16 protein-coding genes and 1 pseudogene are annotated in these 17,477 nt (G+C 72.7%); 8 read left to right on the plus strand and 9 right to left on the minus strand.

Going from position 1 to position 17,477, the window contains the following annotated elements; all coding sequences use genetic code 11:
• Nucleotides 1-31 precede the first annotated feature (31 nt).
• Both ACGFYV_RS23395 and ACGFYV_RS23400 read right to left on the minus strand, forming a co-directional pair.
• Complete coding sequence (locus tag ACGFYV_RS23395) at nt 32-997, minus strand: DUF3048 domain-containing protein (protein WP_393880374.1); 966 nt, start codon at nt 995-997, stop codon at nt 32-34.
• Nucleotides 998-1,121: 124 nt separating this feature from the next.
• On the minus strand, nt 1,122-2,198 hold the full coding sequence (locus ACGFYV_RS23400) for an ATP-dependent DNA ligase (RefSeq protein ID WP_393880375.1): 1,077 nt from the start codon (nt 2,196-2,198) through the stop codon (nt 1,122-1,124).
• A gap of 74 nt (nt 2,199-2,272) precedes the next feature.
• Here ACGFYV_RS23400 and ligD point away from each other — a divergent pair, with 74 nt between their 5' ends.
• Both ligD and ACGFYV_RS23410 read left to right on the plus strand, forming a co-directional pair.
• Complete coding sequence (gene ligD, locus ACGFYV_RS23405; protein WP_393880376.1) at nt 2,273-3,292, plus strand: non-homologous end-joining DNA ligase; 1,020 nt, start codon at nt 2,273-2,275, stop codon at nt 3,290-3,292.
• Nucleotides 3,293-3,440: 148 nt separating this feature from the next.
• Nucleotides 3,441-4,466, plus strand: coding sequence for a LacI family DNA-binding transcriptional regulator (locus tag ACGFYV_RS23410; protein WP_393880377.1), 1,026 nt, complete (start codon nt 3,441-3,443; stop codon nt 4,464-4,466).
• 13 nt (nt 4,467-4,479) lie between these two features.
• Here the strand turns inward: ACGFYV_RS23410 and ACGFYV_RS23415 are convergent, their stop codons facing one another.
• The gene (locus ACGFYV_RS23415; protein WP_393880378.1) at nt 4,480-5,271 is read right to left on the minus strand and encodes a VOC family protein; all 792 of its coding nucleotides are present in this window, start codon (nt 5,269-5,271) and stop codon (nt 4,480-4,482) included.
• Between the two features lie 351 nt (nt 5,272-5,622).
• On the opposite strand from ACGFYV_RS23415, the gene ACGFYV_RS23420 reads away from it, so the two are divergent.
• A complete protein-coding gene (locus ACGFYV_RS23420; RefSeq protein ID WP_393880379.1) occupies nt 5,623-5,868 on the plus strand; it encodes a WhiB family transcriptional regulator in 246 nt (81 codons plus the stop codon).
• A 123-nt stretch (nt 5,869-5,991) separates the two neighbouring features.
• On the opposite strand, the gene ACGFYV_RS23425 is transcribed toward ACGFYV_RS23420, so the two are convergent.
• From ACGFYV_RS23425 to ACGFYV_RS23440, 4 genes are all read right to left on the minus strand, one after another.
• The gene (locus ACGFYV_RS23425; protein ID WP_393880380.1) at nt 5,992-6,966 is read right to left on the minus strand and encodes an acyl-ACP desaturase; all 975 of its coding nucleotides are present in this window, start codon (nt 6,964-6,966) and stop codon (nt 5,992-5,994) included.
• A 226-nt stretch (nt 6,967-7,192) separates the two neighbouring features.
• A complete protein-coding gene (gene ddaH / locus ACGFYV_RS23430) occupies nt 7,193-7,969 on the minus strand; it encodes a dimethylargininase (RefSeq protein ID WP_393880381.1) in 777 nt (258 codons plus the stop codon).
• Between the two features lie 200 nt (nt 7,970-8,169).
• Nucleotides 8,170-9,795 carry an ABC-F family ATP-binding cassette domain-containing protein gene (locus tag ACGFYV_RS23435; RefSeq protein WP_393880382.1) on the minus strand — a complete coding sequence of 542 codons (1,626 nt, stop codon included), beginning with the start codon at nt 9,793-9,795 and terminating at the stop codon, nt 8,170-8,172.
• A 313-nt stretch (nt 9,796-10,108) separates the two neighbouring features.
• Entirely contained in the window at nt 10,109-10,525 is a 417-nt protein-coding gene (locus ACGFYV_RS23440) for an SsgA family sporulation/cell division regulator (protein WP_393880383.1), read from the minus strand.
• Nucleotides 10,526-10,744: 219 nt separating this feature from the next.
• Between ACGFYV_RS23440 and ACGFYV_RS23445 the strand changes: the two genes are divergently transcribed.
• Nucleotides 10,745-11,851, plus strand: coding sequence for a WD40/YVTN/BNR-like repeat-containing protein (locus tag ACGFYV_RS23445; RefSeq protein WP_393880384.1), 1,107 nt, complete (start codon nt 10,745-10,747; stop codon nt 11,849-11,851).
• A 78-nt stretch (nt 11,852-11,929) separates the two neighbouring features.
• Nucleotides 11,930-12,261 (plus strand): annotated as a pseudogene (locus tag ACGFYV_RS23450) (plasmid stabilization protein).
• Nucleotides 12,262-12,271: 10 nt separating this feature from the next.
• On the opposite strand, the gene ACGFYV_RS23455 reads toward ACGFYV_RS23450, so the two are convergent.
• The gene (locus ACGFYV_RS23455; RefSeq protein WP_393880385.1) at nt 12,272-12,568 is read right to left on the minus strand and encodes a YciI family protein; all 297 of its coding nucleotides are present in this window, start codon (nt 12,566-12,568) and stop codon (nt 12,272-12,274) included.
• 66 nt (nt 12,569-12,634) lie between these two features.
• Here ACGFYV_RS23455 and ACGFYV_RS23460 point away from each other — a divergent pair, with 66 nt between their 5' ends.
• Complete coding sequence (locus ACGFYV_RS23460; RefSeq protein ID WP_393880386.1) at nt 12,635-13,339, plus strand: endonuclease V; 705 nt, start codon at nt 12,635-12,637, stop codon at nt 13,337-13,339.
• Between the two features lie 130 nt (nt 13,340-13,469).
• On the opposite strand, the gene ACGFYV_RS23465 is transcribed toward ACGFYV_RS23460, so the two are convergent.
• Nucleotides 13,470-14,648 (minus strand): saccharopine dehydrogenase family protein, encoded by a 1,179-nt coding sequence (locus tag ACGFYV_RS23465; protein WP_393880387.1) that lies wholly within the window; start codon nt 14,646-14,648, stop codon nt 13,470-13,472.
• Nucleotides 14,649-14,915: 267 nt separating this feature from the next.
• Here ACGFYV_RS23465 and ACGFYV_RS23470 point away from each other — a divergent pair, with 267 nt between their 5' ends.
• Both ACGFYV_RS23470 and ACGFYV_RS23475 read left to right on the plus strand, forming a co-directional pair.
• A complete protein-coding gene (locus tag ACGFYV_RS23470) occupies nt 14,916-16,073 on the plus strand; it encodes a CaiB/BaiF CoA transferase family protein (protein WP_393880388.1) in 1,158 nt (385 codons plus the stop codon).
• 147 nt (nt 16,074-16,220) lie between these two features.
• On the plus strand, nt 16,221-17,435 hold the full coding sequence (locus ACGFYV_RS23475) for an acetyl-CoA C-acetyltransferase (RefSeq protein ID WP_393880389.1): 1,215 nt from the start codon (nt 16,221-16,223) through the stop codon (nt 17,433-17,435).
• Nucleotides 17,436-17,477: the final 42 nt, after the last annotated feature.

The following is a 17,477-nucleotide window of genomic DNA, read 5'->3' on the forward strand; positions in this document are numbered from 1 at the left end:
GAGCCTGCCCCAGCAGACTTCCCCCCTCGCTCTAGGCCTGGGCGAACACCACCCACACCTGGCCGTCGGCGAAGTTCATCGGGCTGCCGTCCGCCGCGGTGAACGTCGTACCGTCCGTGGCCGCCGGCCGTGACCAGGTGGCGTCGAAGGACCGCCCGTCCCGCAGCACCTGTGCCTTCCCCGCACCGACCGTCTCGGTGTACGGCGTGCTGTTCCCGAGCACGTCGTGGTACTGCGAGGAGCGGATCCTCACGTACTGCACGACGACCGTCGCCGTCGCCATCCGCCCCCCGTCGGTCGTCGTCGCGGCGGTGCCGTCCATCGACACCAGCCAGCGGTGCTGTCCGGCGGACCAGTCGAAGGTGAAGCGGGCCGACGGGTAGCGCACCGTGCGCGTGGTCCGCGGAGTGCCGCCGGACGGGGCCGCGCCGTAGTGGAAGCCGGTGGTCAGCGCCGCCTTGCCGGGCGCGGAGGGCAGCAGCCGGCCGGGGTGGAGGAACAGGTTGTGCGGTGCGGCCCTGCCGGTGGACCGGTAGTACGCGTCGGAGGCCTCGTCCGGCGACTTCGCCCGCAGCGGCGCCTGACGGACCAGCGGCAGCAGCTTGCGCTGGACTCCCGAGAAGGCCAGCGTCGGCTCGTCGAACTGACGCAACAGCTCCAGGTCGGACTCGCGGGCGCTGCGCAACGGGCCCACGGCCTTGGGGAGCCTTGTGGCGAACACCGCCATCAGCCGGCTCAGGCCGCCCTCGACCTGCTCCACGTAGACGACGTCCGCCGCGTCGAGCCCGGTCTGCGGGCGGGCCGCGCCCACATTGTCGATCTTCACGGCCAGTACGGAGCCGCCGCTGCCTCCGGCGGTCGGTGCTGTGCTCGTCCCCGGACGGCCGTCGTCCCTCGCGCCCCGCAGCGAGCAGCCCGCCGTGAGGGACGCCGCCATCGTCACGGCCAGGAGCGCCGCCGCCCAAACGGCGCGTCGCGTCCGCGCCCTGTGTCTCATGCCCACTGTTCCCACCCCGTTCGTGTGGTCGATTGTGCGCTCGTCGACTCACCGCAGGCCATACCCGGCCGGTGCCGATCACCCGCGTAGCGCAAGACGTGGGGGAGAGGCGGCGAGCCCTGTGTCAGCTCTGCCCGGCCGTCCCCAGGATCTCCGCGAGGTCGTACCGCACCGGCTCCTCCAACTGGGCGTACGTGCAGCTCTCCGGGGTGCGGTCCGGGCGCCAGCGGCGGAAGCGGGCCGTGTGACGGAAACGGGCGCCGTTCTCCATGTGGTCGTACGCGACCTCGGCGACCCGCTCCGGCCGAAGCGGCACCCACGACAGGTCCTTCTTGCCCGACCAGCGGCTCGGCGCCCCGGGCAGCCGGGCCGTCTCATGCGCCGCCTCTTCCGACCAGGCCGCCCACGGGTGCCCGGAGACGTCCTCCATGCGCAACGGCTCCAATTCCTCGACCAGTTCGGCGCGCCTCTTCATGGAGAACGCGGCCGCCACGCCCACGTGCTGGAGGGCGCCCCGGTCGTCGTACAGACCGAGCAGCAGCGAGCCCACCACCGGGCCGCTCTTGTGGAAGCGGTAACCGGCGACGACCACGTCCGCCGTCCGCTCGTGCTTGATCTTGAACATGGCGCGCTCGCCCTGGAGGTAGCGCAGGCCGGGCGGCTTGGCGACGACCCCGTCCAGGCCCGCGCCCTCGAACCTCTCGAACCACTGCCGCGCCACCTCGACGTCCGTCGTCGCGGGCGCCAGATGCACGGGGGCGGTGACGCCGGCGAGCGCCCGCTCCAGCAGGGCCCGCCGGCCGGTCAGCGGAACGTCCAGCAGGGACTGGTCGTCCAGCGCCAGCAGGTCGAAGGCGACGAAGGAGGCCGGGGTCCTCTCGGCCAGCATCCGCACCCGTGAGTCCGCCGGATGGATCCGCTCCGACAGCGCGTCGAAGTCGAGCCGCCCGCCCCGCGCGACCACGATCTCCCCGTCCAGCACGCACCGCGCGGGCAACCGCTCCTTCAACGCCCCGACCAGCTCGGGAAAGTACCTGGTCAACGGCTTTCCGGTACGACTGCCCAGCTCGACCTCGTCCCCGTCGCGGAACACGATCGCCCGGAACCCGTCCCACTTCGCCTCGTACCGCATGCCCGGCGGGATCTTCGCCACCGACGTGGCGAGCATCGGCCTCACGGGCGGCATCACCGGCAGATCCATGGGTCCGATTCTGCTCGCCCGCATCCGATATCGCCCGGTATGCGAGCTTTGCGGGGGACGCCTACGGTGGCCGCATGGGTGCTGCTGTGGAACTGGACGTGGCCGGCCGGACCGTACGGCTGTCCAGCCCGGACAAGATCTTCTTCCCGGAACGCGGATACACCAAGCTGGACGTCGCCCAGTACTACATCGCCGTCGGCCCCGGCATCCTTCGCGCCCTGCGCGACCGTCCCACCACCCTCCAGCGGTACCCGGACGGCATCGACGGCGAGTGGTTCTACCAGAAGCGGGCCCCCAAGGGCATGCCCGACTGGATCCCGACCGCCCACATCACCTTCCCCAGCGGGCGCAGCGCCGACGAGATGTGCCCGACCGAGGAGGCCGCCGTGGTGTGGGCCGCCCAGTACGGCACCCTCACCTTCCATCCCTGGCCGGTGCGCCGCGGCCATGTCGACCACCCCGACGAACTCCGCATCGACCTCGACCCGCAGCCCGGCACCGACTACGCCGACGCGGCCCGCGCCGCCCTCGAACTACGCTCCGTCCTGGACGAGTTCGGCGGTCTGCGCGGCTGGCCCAAGACCTCCGGAGGCCGCGGCCTGCACGTCTTCGTGCCCATCGAACCGCGCTGGACCTTCACCCAGGTGCGGCGCGCCGCGATCGCCGTGGGCCGGGAGATGGAACGCCGGATGCCCGATCAGGTCACCATCAAGTGGTGGAAGGAGGAGCGCGGCGAGCGCATCTTCGTCGACTACAACCAGACCGCCCGCGACCGCACCATCGCCTCCGCCTACTCCGTACGCCCCCTCCCCGGCGCCCCCGTCTCCGCACCCCTGCGCTGGGAGGAGGTCGGCGTGGCCCACCCCCGTGACTTCGACATCGTCACCATGCCGGCGCGCTTCGCCGAACTCGGCGACGTCCACGCCGGCATGGACGAGCACGCCTACTCCCTGGACGCCCTCCTGGAACTGGCCCGCCGCGACGAGCAGGACCACGGCCTGGGCGACCTGCCGTACCCGCCCGAGTACCCGAAGATGCCCGGCGAACCGAAACGGGTCCAGCCGAGCCGGGCCCGCCGGGAAGAGGCTTCCTGACCACGCCCTCCGGACGCCCGCGACCGGTGCCCTTCCGCGACCGGTGCGCTTCCGTGACCGGTGGCCTTCCTCGACCAATGCCCTTGACCGGTACCGTCCCGCGGGCCCGCGGTTATCCTGATCGTTCGCCGCCGATGAGGAGTCGGAAGTGACCGAGGCAGTGCCGCGCCCCACGCTGGAGGCCGTGGCCGCGCGGGCCGGAGTGTCCCGGGCCACCGTGTCCCGGGTCGTCAACGGAGGGGACGGCGTCCGGGAGCCCGTCGTCGCCAGGGTGCTGGAAGCGGTCGAGGAACTCGGCTACGTCCCCAACCGGGCGGCGCGCAGCCTGGTCACCAGGCGGCACGACGCCGTCGCGGTGGTCATCGCCGAACCCGAGACCCGGGTCTTCGCCGACCCCTTCTTCGCCCTCCAGCTGCGTGGCATCAGCAAGGAACTGACGGCTCACGACAACCAGCTCGTGCTGCTGCTCACCGAGGGCAGGGACGACCACGCCCGCGTGGCCCGCTATCTCGCCGGCGGGCACGTCGACGGCGCCCTCGTCTTCTCCCTCCACGTCGACGACCCGCTGCCCGGCCTGATACGGAAGGCAGGCGTCCGCACCGTCTTCGGCGGCCGGCCCGACTGGAGCGAGGATGCGGGCGGCAGCCCGGTGTACGTCGACTGCGACAACCGGGGCGGGGCCCGCGCGGCCGTACGCCATCTCGTGGCCCTCGGCCGGACCCGGATCGCGCACATCACCGGCGCCCTGGACCAGACCTCGGCGGTCGACCGTCTCGACGGCTACCGGGACGTCGTCGGCGACGGAGACCCCCGCCTCGTCGTGGAGGGCGACTTCACCCCGGACTGCGGCGAACGTGCCATGCGCCTCCTCCTCGACCGCCGCCCGGACGTGGACGCGGTGTTCGCCGCCAACGACCTCACCGCGATGGGCGCCCTGCGCGTGCTGCGCGAGAGCGGCCGGCGCGTGCCCGAGGACGTGGCCGTGATCGGCTTCGACGACGTGCTGCCCGTCGCCGAGCAGACCGACCCGCCACTGACCACCGTCCGCCAGGACATCGAGGAGATGGGACGCCTGATGGCCCGCCTCCTGCTGCGTACCTCCGAGGCGACGGCGGACCCGGCGCCGTCGAGCGTCGTCCTGCCGACGACGCTGGTACGGCGCGCGTCCGCCTAGCCCCGACATCCGCTCAGGCCTGCGGCGCCTCGCTCGTGATGACGGCGAAGCGGACGCCGTACGGGTCGGCGAGATGGGCCATACGGCCGACGCCCGCCACGCCGGTCGCCGGCATCCGCACCGTGCCGCCCAGCCGCTCGGCGTCCGCGACGACGGCGTCGGTGCTCTCGACCTCGAAGTACGGCAGCCAGTGCGGGGCGACCCCCTCGTCCGCCGGGAGGTCGGACAGCGAGACGACGCCGCCGAACACTGCCTCCTCATCGGCACCGACCGGGTTCAGGCAGGTGTACGTGCCACCCGGGAGCGGCGTGGACGAGGTCTCCAGGCCGAGGACCTGGTGGTAGAAGGCGGACGCCCCCGCCACGTCCGTGGTGTGCAGCTCGACCCAGCACAGCGAGCCCGGGTCGCCCGCCACGTCCACACCCTTGGTCATGCCGGGCTGCCAGATCCCGAACGGCGCGCCCGTCCTGTCGGCGAAGACCGCCATGTGCCCCTGCCCCATCACGTCCATGGGCTGGAACAGGACGGTGCCGTGGGCCTGTTCGACCGCCTTGGCGGTGGCCTGTGCGTCCTTGCTCTCGAAGTACACCGTCCAGGCCGGCGGACCCTGCTCCGGGCCGGTCTGCATGGCACCGGCGACGGTCCGTCCGTCCAGCTGGAAGAAGCCGTAGCCGCCGGCGTCCGGACCCGCCGACCGGAACTCCCAGCCGAAGAGGCCGCCGTAGAAGGAAATGGCGCCGTCGAGGTCGGGGGAGCCGACGTCGATCCAGTTCGGGGCGCCGTTCACGAAACGAGTGGTGAGCATCTCGCCCTCCTTGGAAGGGAGTTGGTGAAAGTGAGCCGGTGAGAGGGGGTACGTGCAAGGGGTCGATGATAGGGGCCGGCGACAGGGGGTCGGCGAAGGGGCTCCTGTCCTGTGCACTGCCGAGTCTGGCACCGCCCACTGACAATCGCCGCCCCAGCACGCCGCGCCCGACGGATGTCCGCCGCCCGCTCGGCGGGCCGGCGGGTTCTCCCGCGATTTCCTTCCGCTTCCGCGCGCCGCCGTGCGCGGGCCGGTCGCGGCGGAGCATCATCGGGGCGGCCAGGGGCCTTCGGCCGTGCCGTTGAGCGCGCGTTGATCGAACGTTTTTCGCCGCACGGCACGATCCTGGCCATGCACATCGACACGATCACCCCGGCCGACACCGCCTGGCAGGCCCAGGCCCTGTGCGCGCAGACCGGGGCGGACTTCTTCTTCCCCGAGCCCGGCAGCTCGGTGCGCGAGGCGAAGCGCATCTGCGGCATGTGCGAGATGCGGTCCGCCTGCCTCGACTACGCCCTCACCAACGACGAACGCTTCGGCGTCTGGGGCGGTCTGTCCGAGAAGGAACGCCTCGCCCTGCGCCGCACCTCGAACTGACGCTTCCCGCGCCGTCGTCGGGGCTCCGGAGCCGCAACGCGCGCGTATCCGGACGGTGAACGACACGCGCGCGTGCGGACCGAGGCCCCCACGCGCGCGAACGTCTTGCGGTCGGTGAACGCCTCAGCTCGCGGCGCGGGCCGCCATGCGGGCCTTGCGGGCCGCCAGCTTCTCGTCGAACTTCAGGGCCTCCGCGTCCAGGCCGCCCATGAACAGGCCGAGTTCCTCCTGCGCCTGACGGCCCTCGGGGCCGAGGCCGTCGATCTCCATGATCTTCAGGAAGCGGAGCACCGGCTGGAGGACGTCGTCGTGGTGGATGCGCAGGTTGTAGACCTCGCCGATCGCCATCTGCGCGGCGGCGCGCTCGAAGCCGGGGATGCCGTGGCCGGGCATACGGAAGTTGATCACGACGTCGCGGACGGCCTGCATGGTCAGGTCGGGGGCGAGTTCGAAGGCGGCCTTCAGGAGGTTGCGGTAGAAAACCATGTGCAGGTTCTCGTCCGTGGCGATGCGCGCCAGCATGCGGTCGCAGACCGGGTCGCCCGACTGGTGGCCGGTGTTGCGGTGCGAGATCCGGGTCGCCAGCTCCTGGAAGGCGACGTACGCGACCGAGTGCAGCATCGAGTGCCGGTTGTCGGACTCGAAGCCCTCGCTCATGTGCGACATGCGGAACGCTTCGAGCTTGTCCGGGTCCACCGCGCGCGAGGCGAGCAGGTAGTCGCGCATGACGATGCCGTGCCGGCCCTCCTCGGCCGTCCAGCGGTGCACCCAGGTACCCCACGCGCCGTCACGGCCGAAGAGCGAGGCGATCTCGTGGTGGTAGCTCGGCAGGTTGTCCTCGGTCAGCAGGTTCACGATGAGCGCGATCCGGCCGACCTCGGTCACCTGGGACTGCTCCTTCTCCCAGGCCACACCGTCCTCGAAGAGGCCGGGGAAGTTACGGGCGTCGCTCCAGGGCACGTACTCGTGCGGCATCCAGTCCTTGGCGACCTGCAGATGCCGGTTCAGCTCCTTCTCGACCACTTCTTCCAGCGCGTACAGCAGCCGGGCGTCGGTCCAGACGGACGGGCTGCCGAGGTGAGGGGAGGTGATCGTCACGAGAACTCCAGATGGCGCCGAACAAACGGGGAGAAGGGGGACGTTCCGGCGAGCGGTGCCGGGAAACCTACGAGATCGTAAGCTACGAAGCCGTAGGTTACGAAGCCGTAGGTTAAGTTCGCCGTAAGGAACGCGTCAGAGCCCGACCGGGCCGTGGTTCCCGGGCGCGCGCAGCGGCTCCGGGACCCGCAGGTCCCGGGGTTGCCGAACTGAAGGGATCATCGGATCAGGCGTACAGCCCCCGCAGCCGCACCGAGAGGCACGTCACACACCCCTCCAGCTTCTCGAACTTGCTGATGTCGACGGTGACCACGTCGTAGCCGAGGTCGGTCAGCAGCTCCGCCGTCTTCGGCGCGCTCGACGCCATCAGCAGCTCGTGCCCGCCGAGCAGCACCACATGCGCGCCGGACTCCTCGGGCACCGACAGGAAGCCCGGGAACAGCGACGGCCGGTCCACCTTCGGGATGTGCCCGACGACCGTCCCGTCCGGCAGCGCGGTGACCGCCGACTTCAGATGCAGCACCCTGCTCACGGGCACCGGCACCACGCGCGCGCCGAGCGGCTCGAACGCCGCCCGCAGTTGCTGCACGCCGGCCACGTTGGTACGCCCGCCCCGGCCGACGTAGATCGTGTCCCCGACCTTGAGGACGTCACCGCCGTCCAGCGTGCCCGGCTCCCACACCCAGTTCACCGAGCAGCCGAGGCTCGCCACCGCCTCCTCGACGCCGGCCGTCTCCGGGCGCCGGGACGCGGCGCCGGGCCGGGTGATCAGCGCCACGTTCTTGTACATGACGACGGTGTCCTCGACGAACACCGAGTCCGGGCAGTCGTCGGCGGGTTCGACCTCGACGGTCTGCCAGTCGTGTGCGCGCAGCGCCTCGACGTAGGCCTCCCACTGCTCGGCGGCGAGGTCCGCGTCGACCTTCTCCCGCTCGATGTGCGTCACCAGGCCCTCGGCCAGGCGCGGGCTGGGACGGCGTACGAGGGCCTTCTTGCTGGGCACGAGCGATCTCCGTATCGGCATGCGGCTTCGGCGCCCGTGTCGCGGCGCCGGTCCGCCATCATGCAGGGCGCCCCGGCCCGCACAAAACCCTTGTCGTCCGTATGTGGCCCTCCTGAGACGCTTCCCGGGCCCGGCGCAGGGGTCCCCTCCCCGGCGCCGGGCCCGCACACGCCGCCGGGGATCCCCCCTTCACGCAACCGCTACGCCGGGTCCTCGATCTCCTCCAGGGTCGTCTCCCGCAGCTTGCCGTCCTCGATCAGCAGCCAGCGGGTGATGCCGATCGACTCCAGGAACGGCAGGTCGTGGCCGGCCACGAACAGCGCGCCCTGGTACGCCTCCAGCGCCGAGGTCAGCTGCCGGACGCTCGCCATGTCGAGGTTGTTCGTCGGCTCGTCGAGCAGGAGCAGTTGCGTCGGGGGTTCGGCGAGCATCAGGGCGGCCAGGGCCGCCCGGAAGCGCTCGCCGCCGGAGAGCGTGCCCGCCTGCTGGTCGGCGCGCGCACCCCGGAACAGGAAGCGGGCCAGCCGCGCCCGGAGCCGGTTGTTCGTGGCACCCGGCGCGAACCGGGCCACGTTCTGGGCGACGGTCGCCTCGTCGTCCAGGACGTCCAGCCGCTGGGGCAGGAAGCGCAGCGGCACGTGCGCCTGCACCTCACCGGCCACGGGCGCCAGTTCCCCGGCGATGGTCCGCAACAGGGTCGTCTTCCCGGCGCCGTTGCGTCCGACGAGCGCGATCCGCTCCGGGCCGCGCAGATCGAGGATCCCCTCGACACGCACCCCGTGGGCCGTCTCCAGGTTCTCCAGGGTGAGCACCTGCCGGCCGGGCGGCACGGCCGTGTACGGCAGTTCGACGCGGATCTCGTCGTCGTCCCGTACGGCCTCCACCGCCTCGTCGAGCCGCTCCCGGGCCTCGGCGAGCCGTTCCTCGTGCATGACGCGGTGCTTGCCCGCAGACTCCTGCGCGGCGCGTTTACGGCCGCCCACGAGGATCCTCGGCAGGCTCCCGGACTCGCCGAGCTTCTCCCCGTACCGCTTGCGGCGGGCCAGTTTGACCTGGGCGTCGGTCAGTTCGCGTTTCTGCCTGCGCACGTCCGCCTCGGCCACGCGCACCATCCGCTCCGCCGCCTCCTGTTCGACGGCGAGGGCCTCCTCGTAGGCGGAGAAGTTGCCGCCGTAGCGGGTGACCTCACCGGAGCGCAGGTCCGCGATCTGGTCGACCAGGTCAAGGAGTTCACGGTCGTGGCTGACCACGACCAGGACGCCGGACCAGGAGGTGACGGCCGTGTACAGGCGGCGGCGCGCGTACAGGTCGAGGTTGTTGGTCGGCTCGTCCAGGAGCAGGATGTCCGGGCGGCGCAGCAGCAGCGCGGCCAGGCGCAGCAGCACCGACTCGCCGCCGGACAACTCGCCGACCGTGCGGTCGAGTCCGACGTGGCCGAGGCCGAGTTCGCCGAGGGTGACCAGGGCGCGGTCCTCCACGTCCCAGTCGTCGCCGACCGTCTCGAAGTGTTCCTCGGACACGTCGCCCGCCTCGATGGCGCGCAGGGCGGCACGCCGTTCGGCGATACCGAGCGCCCGGTCGACGCGCAGCGAGGTGTCCAGGGTGACGTTCTGCGGCAGGTAGCCGACCTCGCCCGTCACCTTGACGGTGCCGCCGGTCGGGGTGAGTTCCCCGGCGAGCAGCTTCAACAGGGTCGACTTTCCTGATCCGTTGACACCGACGAGCCCGGTTCTGCCGGGGCCGAAGGCGATGTCGAGGCCGTCGAAGACGGGGGTGCCGTCCGGCCAGGCGAAGGAGAGGGAGGTGCAGGTGAGGGAGGTGGACATGAGAGCCTCGCGGTTGCTGGGTGCGGTCGGGCGAGCGCGTGTCGAGACACCGCGAGGCGGAAACCGAAGGACCGGGCACGCAGGCAGGCCCCGAAAGGGGCCAGGAGGCCATGAAAAAAGGCCTGTGCCGCAGGACGGCTCGGACGCCGAGGTCGTACGCCACGCACACCTCACCGGTGTGAGCGCGGTGTCTCAGAACCTCAGACGAGCAACGTCCTTCTCCAATCGGCGGCAACAGAACCTCGTACACCGTACGGAGGGGCCCGGAAACGTGTCAACGCGAATTAACGCGCGCCGTCCGGGCGGGCCCGGGTCAGCAGGCGTCGCGCATCAGCTCGGCCAGCTCGCGGTCGAGGTCCATGTGCTGGTGCTCCAGGCCGACGGGCACGAGGTCGCCGGTGGCGTCGAGGAAGCGCCGGATCTCGCCGGAGCGCACATGCACGATCGCGGTGCCCTGGGGGGCGTGGAACTCCAGCACGGTGCGGTCGTAGCCGTACGGGCGCACGCGGACGTCGCCTTCGCCCGCCTGATCGTGCAGCCCGGCGGCGAGCAGTTCGCGGGAGAAGGTCCAGCAGACCTCGACGTTCTCCAGCGTGGCCGGGGCCGGGAAGGTCATACGGACCGCGAACGGGTCGCTCCGGTCGTAGCGCAGCGTGGCGGGGATGCTCTGCATGCGCGGCGCGGCGGCGACGAGCCGCGCCTCTACGGGCTGCGCGATGACGGTGGACAACGCCTTGCTCCCTCGTGACGGCTGGGCGTACTTCCGGGCCGGGCGACCTGGTACTGGAAGAGACGACGGAACCGGCCGATCCGTGCACAGCGAGAAGGGGTGACCTCGGTCACCGCGTTCATGGGTGCGAGGGGGCGCGTTCATAGGTGCGGCTGGTGCCGGGCTCGTGGGGGTGGGGCCTCTGGACGGCGGCGGGCCGGTGGGCTGGCTTCGCCCGCCATGAGGCGCTTGGGGAGCACGCGACGCGGGGGACGGACGGGCCGGCTGGTGGCGGCGGGGGTGGCGTGCGGGGCGGCGCTGGCCGCGCTGACGGTGCCCACGGCTCAGGCACGGACGTCCGGGGGCCACGGGAGCGTGCACTGGGCCGAGAAGGACAGCGGCAGTCCGCAGGTCCGCTTCCGCGGGCTGTCCGCCGTCGACCGCGACACCGCGTGGCTGGCCGGCACCGCGGGCACCGTCCTGCGCACCACGGACGGCGGGGCGAACTGGCGGAACGTCTCTCCGCCCGGCGCGGCCGACCTGCAGTTCCGGGACGTCGAGGCGTTCGACGCGCGGCACGCGGTGGTGCTGGCCATCGGCGAGGGCGAGACGTCCCGCGTCTACCGCACCGACGACGGCGGGGCGAGCTGGACGGAGTCCTTCCGCAACACCGACCCGAAGGCGTTCTACGACTGCGTCGCCTTCTTCGACCACCGCCACGGCCTCGCCATGAGCGACCCCGTGGACGGCCGGTTCCGCATCCTGTCCACCAGCGACGGCGGCCGGTCCTGGCGCGTCCTGCCCGCCGACGGCATGCCGCCCGCCCTGGACGGCGAGGCGGGCTTCGCGGCCAGTGGCCAGTGCCTGGTCACCTCCGGCCCGAAGGACGTCTGGCTGGCCACCGGCGGCGCGGCCCACGCGCGCGTGCTGCACTCCGCCGACCGCGGACTGACCTGGACGGCCGCCGACACCCCGCTGCCGGCGGGCGATCCGGCCAAGGGCGTCTTCGCGCTCGCCTTCCGCGACCGCGCCCACGGCCTCGCCGTCGGCGGCGACTACCGCCCCGACCAGGCCTCACCGCGGGCCGCCGCCGTCACCGCCGACGGCGGCCGCACCTGGCGGCCCGCCGCGACCCCGCCGCCCGCCTACCGCTCCGGCGCCGCCTGGCTCCCGCACAGCCGCACCACCGCGCTCGCCGTGGGCCCCACGGGCACGGACCTGACCACCGACGCCGGCCGCACCTGGCGGACCCTCGACACCGGCTCGTACGACACCGTGGACTGCGCCCCCGACCTGAGCTGCTGGGCGGCGGGGGAGAAGGGACGCGTGGCCCGCCTGGAACGCTGAGGCGCCGCCCCGAACGTTGACGCGCCGCCCGGAACCCGGGTACTCGGCCCCCGAGGACAGGAGACAAGGGGAGCGATCATGCCGACGGGTTCCGGCTCCAAGCGGGAGCGCCAGTACGCGCACATCAAGAAGAGCGCGCAGGACCGGGGCGAGAGCGCGGAGCGCGCCGCGGAGATCGCCGCGCGGACCGTGAACAAGGAACGCGCCCGCGCCGGCGAGTCCAGGACCGCGAGCCGCAGCTCGCTCGACGACATGTCGTCCGGCGAGCGCGGCGGCCGGCGATCGCACAGCGCGCCCAGGGGCCGACCTACGACCAGTTGTACAACGAGGCGCGGCAGCGGGGCGTCGAAGGCCGTTCGCACATGAACAAGGAACAGCTGCGGCGCGCGCTCGACGACAGGAAGGGCTGAGCCCTCGCGCTCAGCTCAACGTCTGACGGTGGCGTTCGAGTTCCGGCACCGTCTTGGTGGCGATGAACTCCGTGACCCGGTACGAGCACACCTCGGCGGAGACGAACGGGTCGCCCGCCACCAGCTCCTCCACACGCGCGCGGTCCTCCGCGACGGCCAGGATCACCCCGCCGTCGCGGGGGTTCTTGCGCCCGGAGGCCAGGAAGAACCCCTTCTCGTACTGCTCGTTCAGCCACTCCACGTGCGCCGGCAGCACGGCGTCGACGTCCTCCAGAGGGGCGGTGTAGGTCAGCTCCAGTACGAACATGATCGCGAGCCTACCTTGAGGCCCTGAGGCCCTGCGGGGCGTGGGCCGGTCGTAGAGTCGGGGATCATGACGACCGTAGGCGTACCGGCGGGCTGGCCCGCGACCGAGGAAGAGGCCCGCGCGGTGCAGGACGAACTGCGCGGGCGGGTCGTCCTCGACGAGCCCGGACCGCCGCCCGGCACGGGCCGTGTGACCGGGGTCGACGTCGCCTACGACGACGACCGCGACCTCGTCGCCGCGGCGGCCGTCGTGCTGGACGCGGCCACGCTGGAGGTCGTCGCCGAGGCGACGGCCGTCGGCCGGGTGTCCTTCCCGTACGTCCCCGGACTGCTGGCGTTCCGCGAGATCCCGACCGTGCGCGCCGCTCTGGACGCCCTGCCGTGTCCGCCGGGCCTGGTCGTGTGCGACGGCTACGGCCTCGCCCACCCGCGCCGCTTCGGCCTGGCCGCCCACCTCGGCGTGCTCACCGGGCTGCCCGCCATCGGCGTCGCCAAGAACCCGTTCACCTTCACCTACGACGACCCGGGGCCCGAACGGGGGAGTTCGGCGCCGCTGCTCGCGGGCGCCGAGGAGGTCGGGCGCGCCCTGCGCACCCGGGACGGCGTCAAGCCGGTCTTCGTCTCCGTCGGCCACCGGGTGAGCCTCGCCAACGCCGTCGCGCACACGCTGGCGCTCACCCCGAAGTACCGCCTCCCGGAGACCACCCGCCGGGCAGACGCGCTGTGCCGTCGCGCGCTCCGGGAGGCGATCAGGGAAGCGAGCCGGGGCTGAGCGGGTCCGGCGGAGCCCGGTGGCGGTTCGGCAGCGCCCCCGAAGGGGGCGCGTACCTGCGTACCTGCGTACCTGCGTACCTGCGTACCTGCGTACCTGCGGATGACGCACCGGACGCCCGGCGGAGCGCTCAGCGTTCGGCGGCCACGCGGAAGGTGATCCCGGCGGCGCGCAGCCGCTCGGTCAGCGCGTCGCCCATCGCCGCGGCCGTGGTGACCTGGCCCGCCGTCGGCGGTGTCTCGTCGAAGGCCAGGCACAGGGCCGCCTCGGCGAACATCTTCGCGGTCTCGTCGTAGCCGGGGTCGCCGCCCGCGACCTCTGTGAAGACGCGCCGGCCACCGCCCTCGCCGACGAACCGCACCCGGAACCAGCTCTTCGCCCGCTTCTCGGGGCCGGGCCCGTCCCCGGGCCTGAGCCGGTCCGAGAGCCAGCGCCGGGCGGGCGGCAGCTGGGCGGCGGCCGCGACCGCGCCGACGGCGGCGACACCGCCCGCCGCCACGGGAAGGCTGGCGACCGCCGCGTAGTGCCGGTAGCGGAAGTCGGGGCCGTACCGCTCCAGGGCCCGCGCGGAGCGGGACACGATCTGCGGGTCGATGGTCGGCAGCGGCAGCGCCCAGGCGCCGACCTCCGGGGCGAAGCGCGGAACGCCCGTCGGCGCGCTCACGCGGCGGTTCATCAGGCGCGGCTCGTGCCGGCCGCGGTCGCGGGCCGCGGCGACCATCCGGCGGGCGCGCGCGAACTGGTTGAGCGTCGAGGTCAGCGTGCCGCCGGAGAAGGTCGCGTCGGCGCTCACGAACCCGTCCACGGTCAGCGGCACCCCCTCCGGCAGCTGCCGGACCGTGAAGTACGCGCCCAGGTCGTGCGGTACGGAGTCGAAGCCGCAGGCGTGCACCAGGCGGGCGCCTGTCTCGCGCGCGCGTGCGTCGTGCCGGACGTACATCAGGTCCACGAACTCGGGCTCGCCGGTGAGGTCGAGGTAGTCGGCGCCGGTGTCCGCGCAGGCGGCGAGGAGGTCCTCGCCGTAGGTGAGGTACGGCCCCACGGTCGTGGCCACCACGCGCGCGTGCTCGGCGAGTGCGCGCAGGGTCGCGGGTTCCCGCACGTCGGCCCGCAGCACCCCGACGGCCGCACTGCCGGGCAGCCGCTCGCGCAGCCGCTCCAGCTTCTTCTCGTCGCGGCCCGCGACCGCCCAGCGCAGGTCCTCGGGCGCGTGCGCGGCGAGATACTCCGCCGTGAGCGTGCCGACGAAGCCGGTGGCTCCGAAGAGCACGATGTCGTAGGGACGGTCCGTCCTGTTCAGCCTGGTCATGACACCCCTTGGTCGTGCAGCCCGCGCCGCTGTCGGTGGCTGAGGCTAGCGTGAGGAGTGCGGAGTCGGACGACCAGCCCGGAGGCAGCGATGGCGGTGCCCAGGAACACCCCGCGGAAGGGGGAGAAACCACCCGGCCCCGCCCGTCCGTCTCGTCGGGCACTTGTCTAAGCGCTTGCTCGTTCAGGTCTTGTGCACCGTGGAACGTGTTCTTAGCATCGTCGGTGTTACATCAGTTGTGTCACACACGCTTGGGAGCTGGACGGCATGACGACGGCGAAGACGCCAGGGCCGGGGCAGGGCCCGCTCGACGGCGTGCGCGTGGTGGAGTTGGCCGGGATCGGGCCGGGGCCCTTCGCCGCCATGCTGCTGGCCGATCTGGGCGCCGACGTGGTCCGCGTGGACCGTCCCGGCGGCCCCGGTCTCGGGATCGACCCCGCCCACGACGTCACGAACCGCAACAAACGCTCGGTCGTCGTCGACCTCAAGACTCCGGACGGCCCCGCGCGCGTGCTCGACCTCGCCGAGCGCGCCGACATCCTCGTCGAGGGCTACCGCCCCGGCGTGGCCGAGCGGCTCGGCGTCGGCCCCGAGGCCTGCCACGCCCGCAACCCCCGCCTGGTCTACGGCCGCATGACCGGCTGGGGCCAGGACGGCCCCCTGGCCGACCGCGCCGGGCACGACGTGGCGTACATCGCCCTGACCGGCACCCTCGGCATGATCGGCCGCCCCGGCGAGCCCCCGGCCTTCCCCGCCAACCTGCTCGGCGACTACGCGGGCGGCTCCCTCTACCTCGTCGTGGGCGTCCTCGCCGCGCTGCACCACGCGCGCGCGACCGGCACCGGACAGGTCGTGGACGCCGCCATCGTCGACGGCACCGCCCACCTCTCCGCGATGATCCACGGCATGCTGTCGGCCGGCGGCTGGCAGGACCGGCGCGCCGCCAACCTCCTGGACGGCGGCTGCCCGTACTACGGCACCTACGAGACCGCCGACGGCCGCCACATGGCGGTCGGCGCCCTCGAACCGCAGTTCTACGAGGAGTTCCTGCACCTGCTCGACCTGGACGAACTGGCACCGGCCCGCACGGACTGGACCCGCTGGAGCGAGCTGCGCGAACGGGTCGCCGCCCGCTTCCTGTCCCGCACCCGCGACGAGTGGACGGCCGTCTTCGAGGGCACGGACGCCTGCGTGGCCCCCGTGCTGTCCCTGCGCGAGGCACCCCACCACCCCCATCTCGCCGCCCGCGGCACCTTCACCGACCACGGCGGGATCACCCAGCCGGCCCCGGCCCCCCGCTTCTCCGCGACCCCCACCGCTGTCCGTACCGGCCCCGCCCTGCCGGGCACCGGCACCCAGGCGGTGGCCCGGGACTGGGGAATACCCGCACTCATGAGCGACGACCGCGCACCGGTCGGCGACTGACCCCGCGAGTGCCTCCGCGCGCGGAACCCACGCCTGCCCCCCGCGCCGGCCCCCGCGACCCGCCCCGCGAACGCCCAGCCCACCCGGCGACGACCTCCGCCCGACCCCGCCCGACCCGCCCGGCCCACCCTCCCGAAAGGCATTTCCGTGAGCACCGAAGCGTACGTGTACGACGCGATCCGCACCCCGCGCGGTCGCGGCAAGGTGAACGGCGCCCTGCACGGCACGAAGCCGATCGACCTGGTCGTCGGCCTCATCCACGAGATCCGCGACCGCTTCCCGGACCTCGACCCGGCCGCCGTCGACGACATCGTGCTCGGCGTCGTCGGCCCGGTCGGCGACCAGGGTTCCGACATCGCCCGTATCGCGGCCATCGCCGCCGGCCTGCCCGACACGGTCGCGGGCGTCCAGGAGAACCGCTTCTGTGCGTCCGGTCTGGAGGCCGTCAACCAGGCCGCCGCCCGGGTCCGTTCCGGCTGGGAGGACCTGATCCTCGCCGGCGGCGTCGAGTCGATGTCCCGGGTGCCGATGGCCTCGGACGGCGGCGCCTGGTTCAACGACCCGATGACCAACCTCGCCACGAACTTCGTGCCGCAGGGCATCGGCGCCGACCTCATCGCCACCATCGAGGGCTTCTCCCGCCGCGACGTCGACGAGTACGCGGCCCTGTCCCAGGAGCGCGCCGCCACCGCCTGGAAGGACGGCCGCTTCGACCGCTCCGTGGTCCCCGTCAAGGACCGCAGCGGCCTGGTCGTCCTGGACCACGACGAGCACATGCGCCCCGGCACCACCGCCGACTCGCTGGCGCGGCTCAACCCGTCGTTCGCGGACATCGGCGAGCTGGGCGGCTTCGACGCGGTCGCGCTGCAGAAGTACCACTGGGTGGAGAAGATCGACCACGTCCACCACGCGGGCAACTCCTCCGGCATCGTGGACGGCGCCGCGCTCGTCGCGATCGGCTCCAAGGAGGTCGGCGAGCGCCACGGCCTCACCCCGCGCGCGCGGATCGTCTCCGCCGCCGTCTCCGGCTCCGAGCCCACCATCATGCTCACCGGCCCCGCCCCCGCCACCCGCAAGGCCCTCGCCAAGGCCGGCCTGAGCATCGACGACATCGACCTCGTCGAGATCAACGAGGCGTTCGCGGCCGTCGTGCTGCGCTTCGCCAAGGACATGGGCCTGTCCCTGGACAAGGTCAACGTCAACGGCGGCGCCATCGCGCTCGGCCACCCCCTCGGCGCCACCGGCGCGATGATCCTCGGCTCGCTCGTCGACGAACTGGAGCGCCAGGACAAGCGCTACGGCCTCGCCACCCTGTGCGTGGGCGGCGGCATGGGCGTCGCCACCATCATCGAGCGCGTCTGAACTCCCCGCGGAACCACGAGACTTCCGAGACCTCAACGGAGA

The sequence above is a fragment of the Streptomyces sp. NPDC048297 genome, from assembly GCF_043201585.1.
Lineage (GTDB): Bacteria > Actinomycetota > Actinomycetes > Streptomycetales > Streptomycetaceae > Streptomyces.

Coding starts and splice junctions, on each gene's coding strand:
- ACGFYV_RS23395 (WP_393880374.1), bottom strand. CDS start 997: ATGAGACACAGGGCGCGGACGCGACGCGCCGTTTGGGCGGCGGCGCTC.
- ACGFYV_RS23400 (WP_393880375.1), bottom strand. CDS start 2,198: ATGGATCTGCCGGTGATGCCGCCCGTGAGGCCGATGCTCGCCACGTCG.
- ligD (WP_393880376.1), top strand. CDS start 2,273: ATGGGTGCTGCTGTGGAACTGGACGTGGCCGGCCGGACCGTACGGCTG.
- ACGFYV_RS23415 (WP_393880378.1), bottom strand. CDS start 5,271: ATGCTCACCACTCGTTTCGTGAACGGCGCCCCGAACTGGATCGACGTC.
- ACGFYV_RS23420 (WP_393880379.1), top strand. CDS start 5,623: ATGCACATCGACACGATCACCCCGGCCGACACCGCCTGGCAGGCCCAG.
- ACGFYV_RS23435 (WP_393880382.1), bottom strand. CDS start 9,795: ATGTCCACCTCCCTCACCTGCACCTCCCTCTCCTTCGCCTGGCCGGAC.
- ACGFYV_RS23445 (WP_393880384.1), top strand. CDS start 10,745: ATGAGGCGCTTGGGGAGCACGCGACGCGGGGGACGGACGGGCCGGCTG.
- ACGFYV_RS23455 (WP_393880385.1), bottom strand. CDS start 12,568: ATGTTCGTACTGGAGCTGACCTACACCGCCCCTCTGGAGGACGTCGAC.
- ACGFYV_RS23460 (WP_393880386.1), top strand. CDS start 12,635: ATGACGACCGTAGGCGTACCGGCGGGCTGGCCCGCGACCGAGGAAGAG.
- ACGFYV_RS23465 (WP_393880387.1), bottom strand. CDS start 14,648: ATGACCAGGCTGAACAGGACGGACCGTCCCTACGACATCGTGCTCTTC.
- ACGFYV_RS23470 (WP_393880388.1), top strand. CDS start 14,916: ATGACGACGGCGAAGACGCCAGGGCCGGGGCAGGGCCCGCTCGACGGC.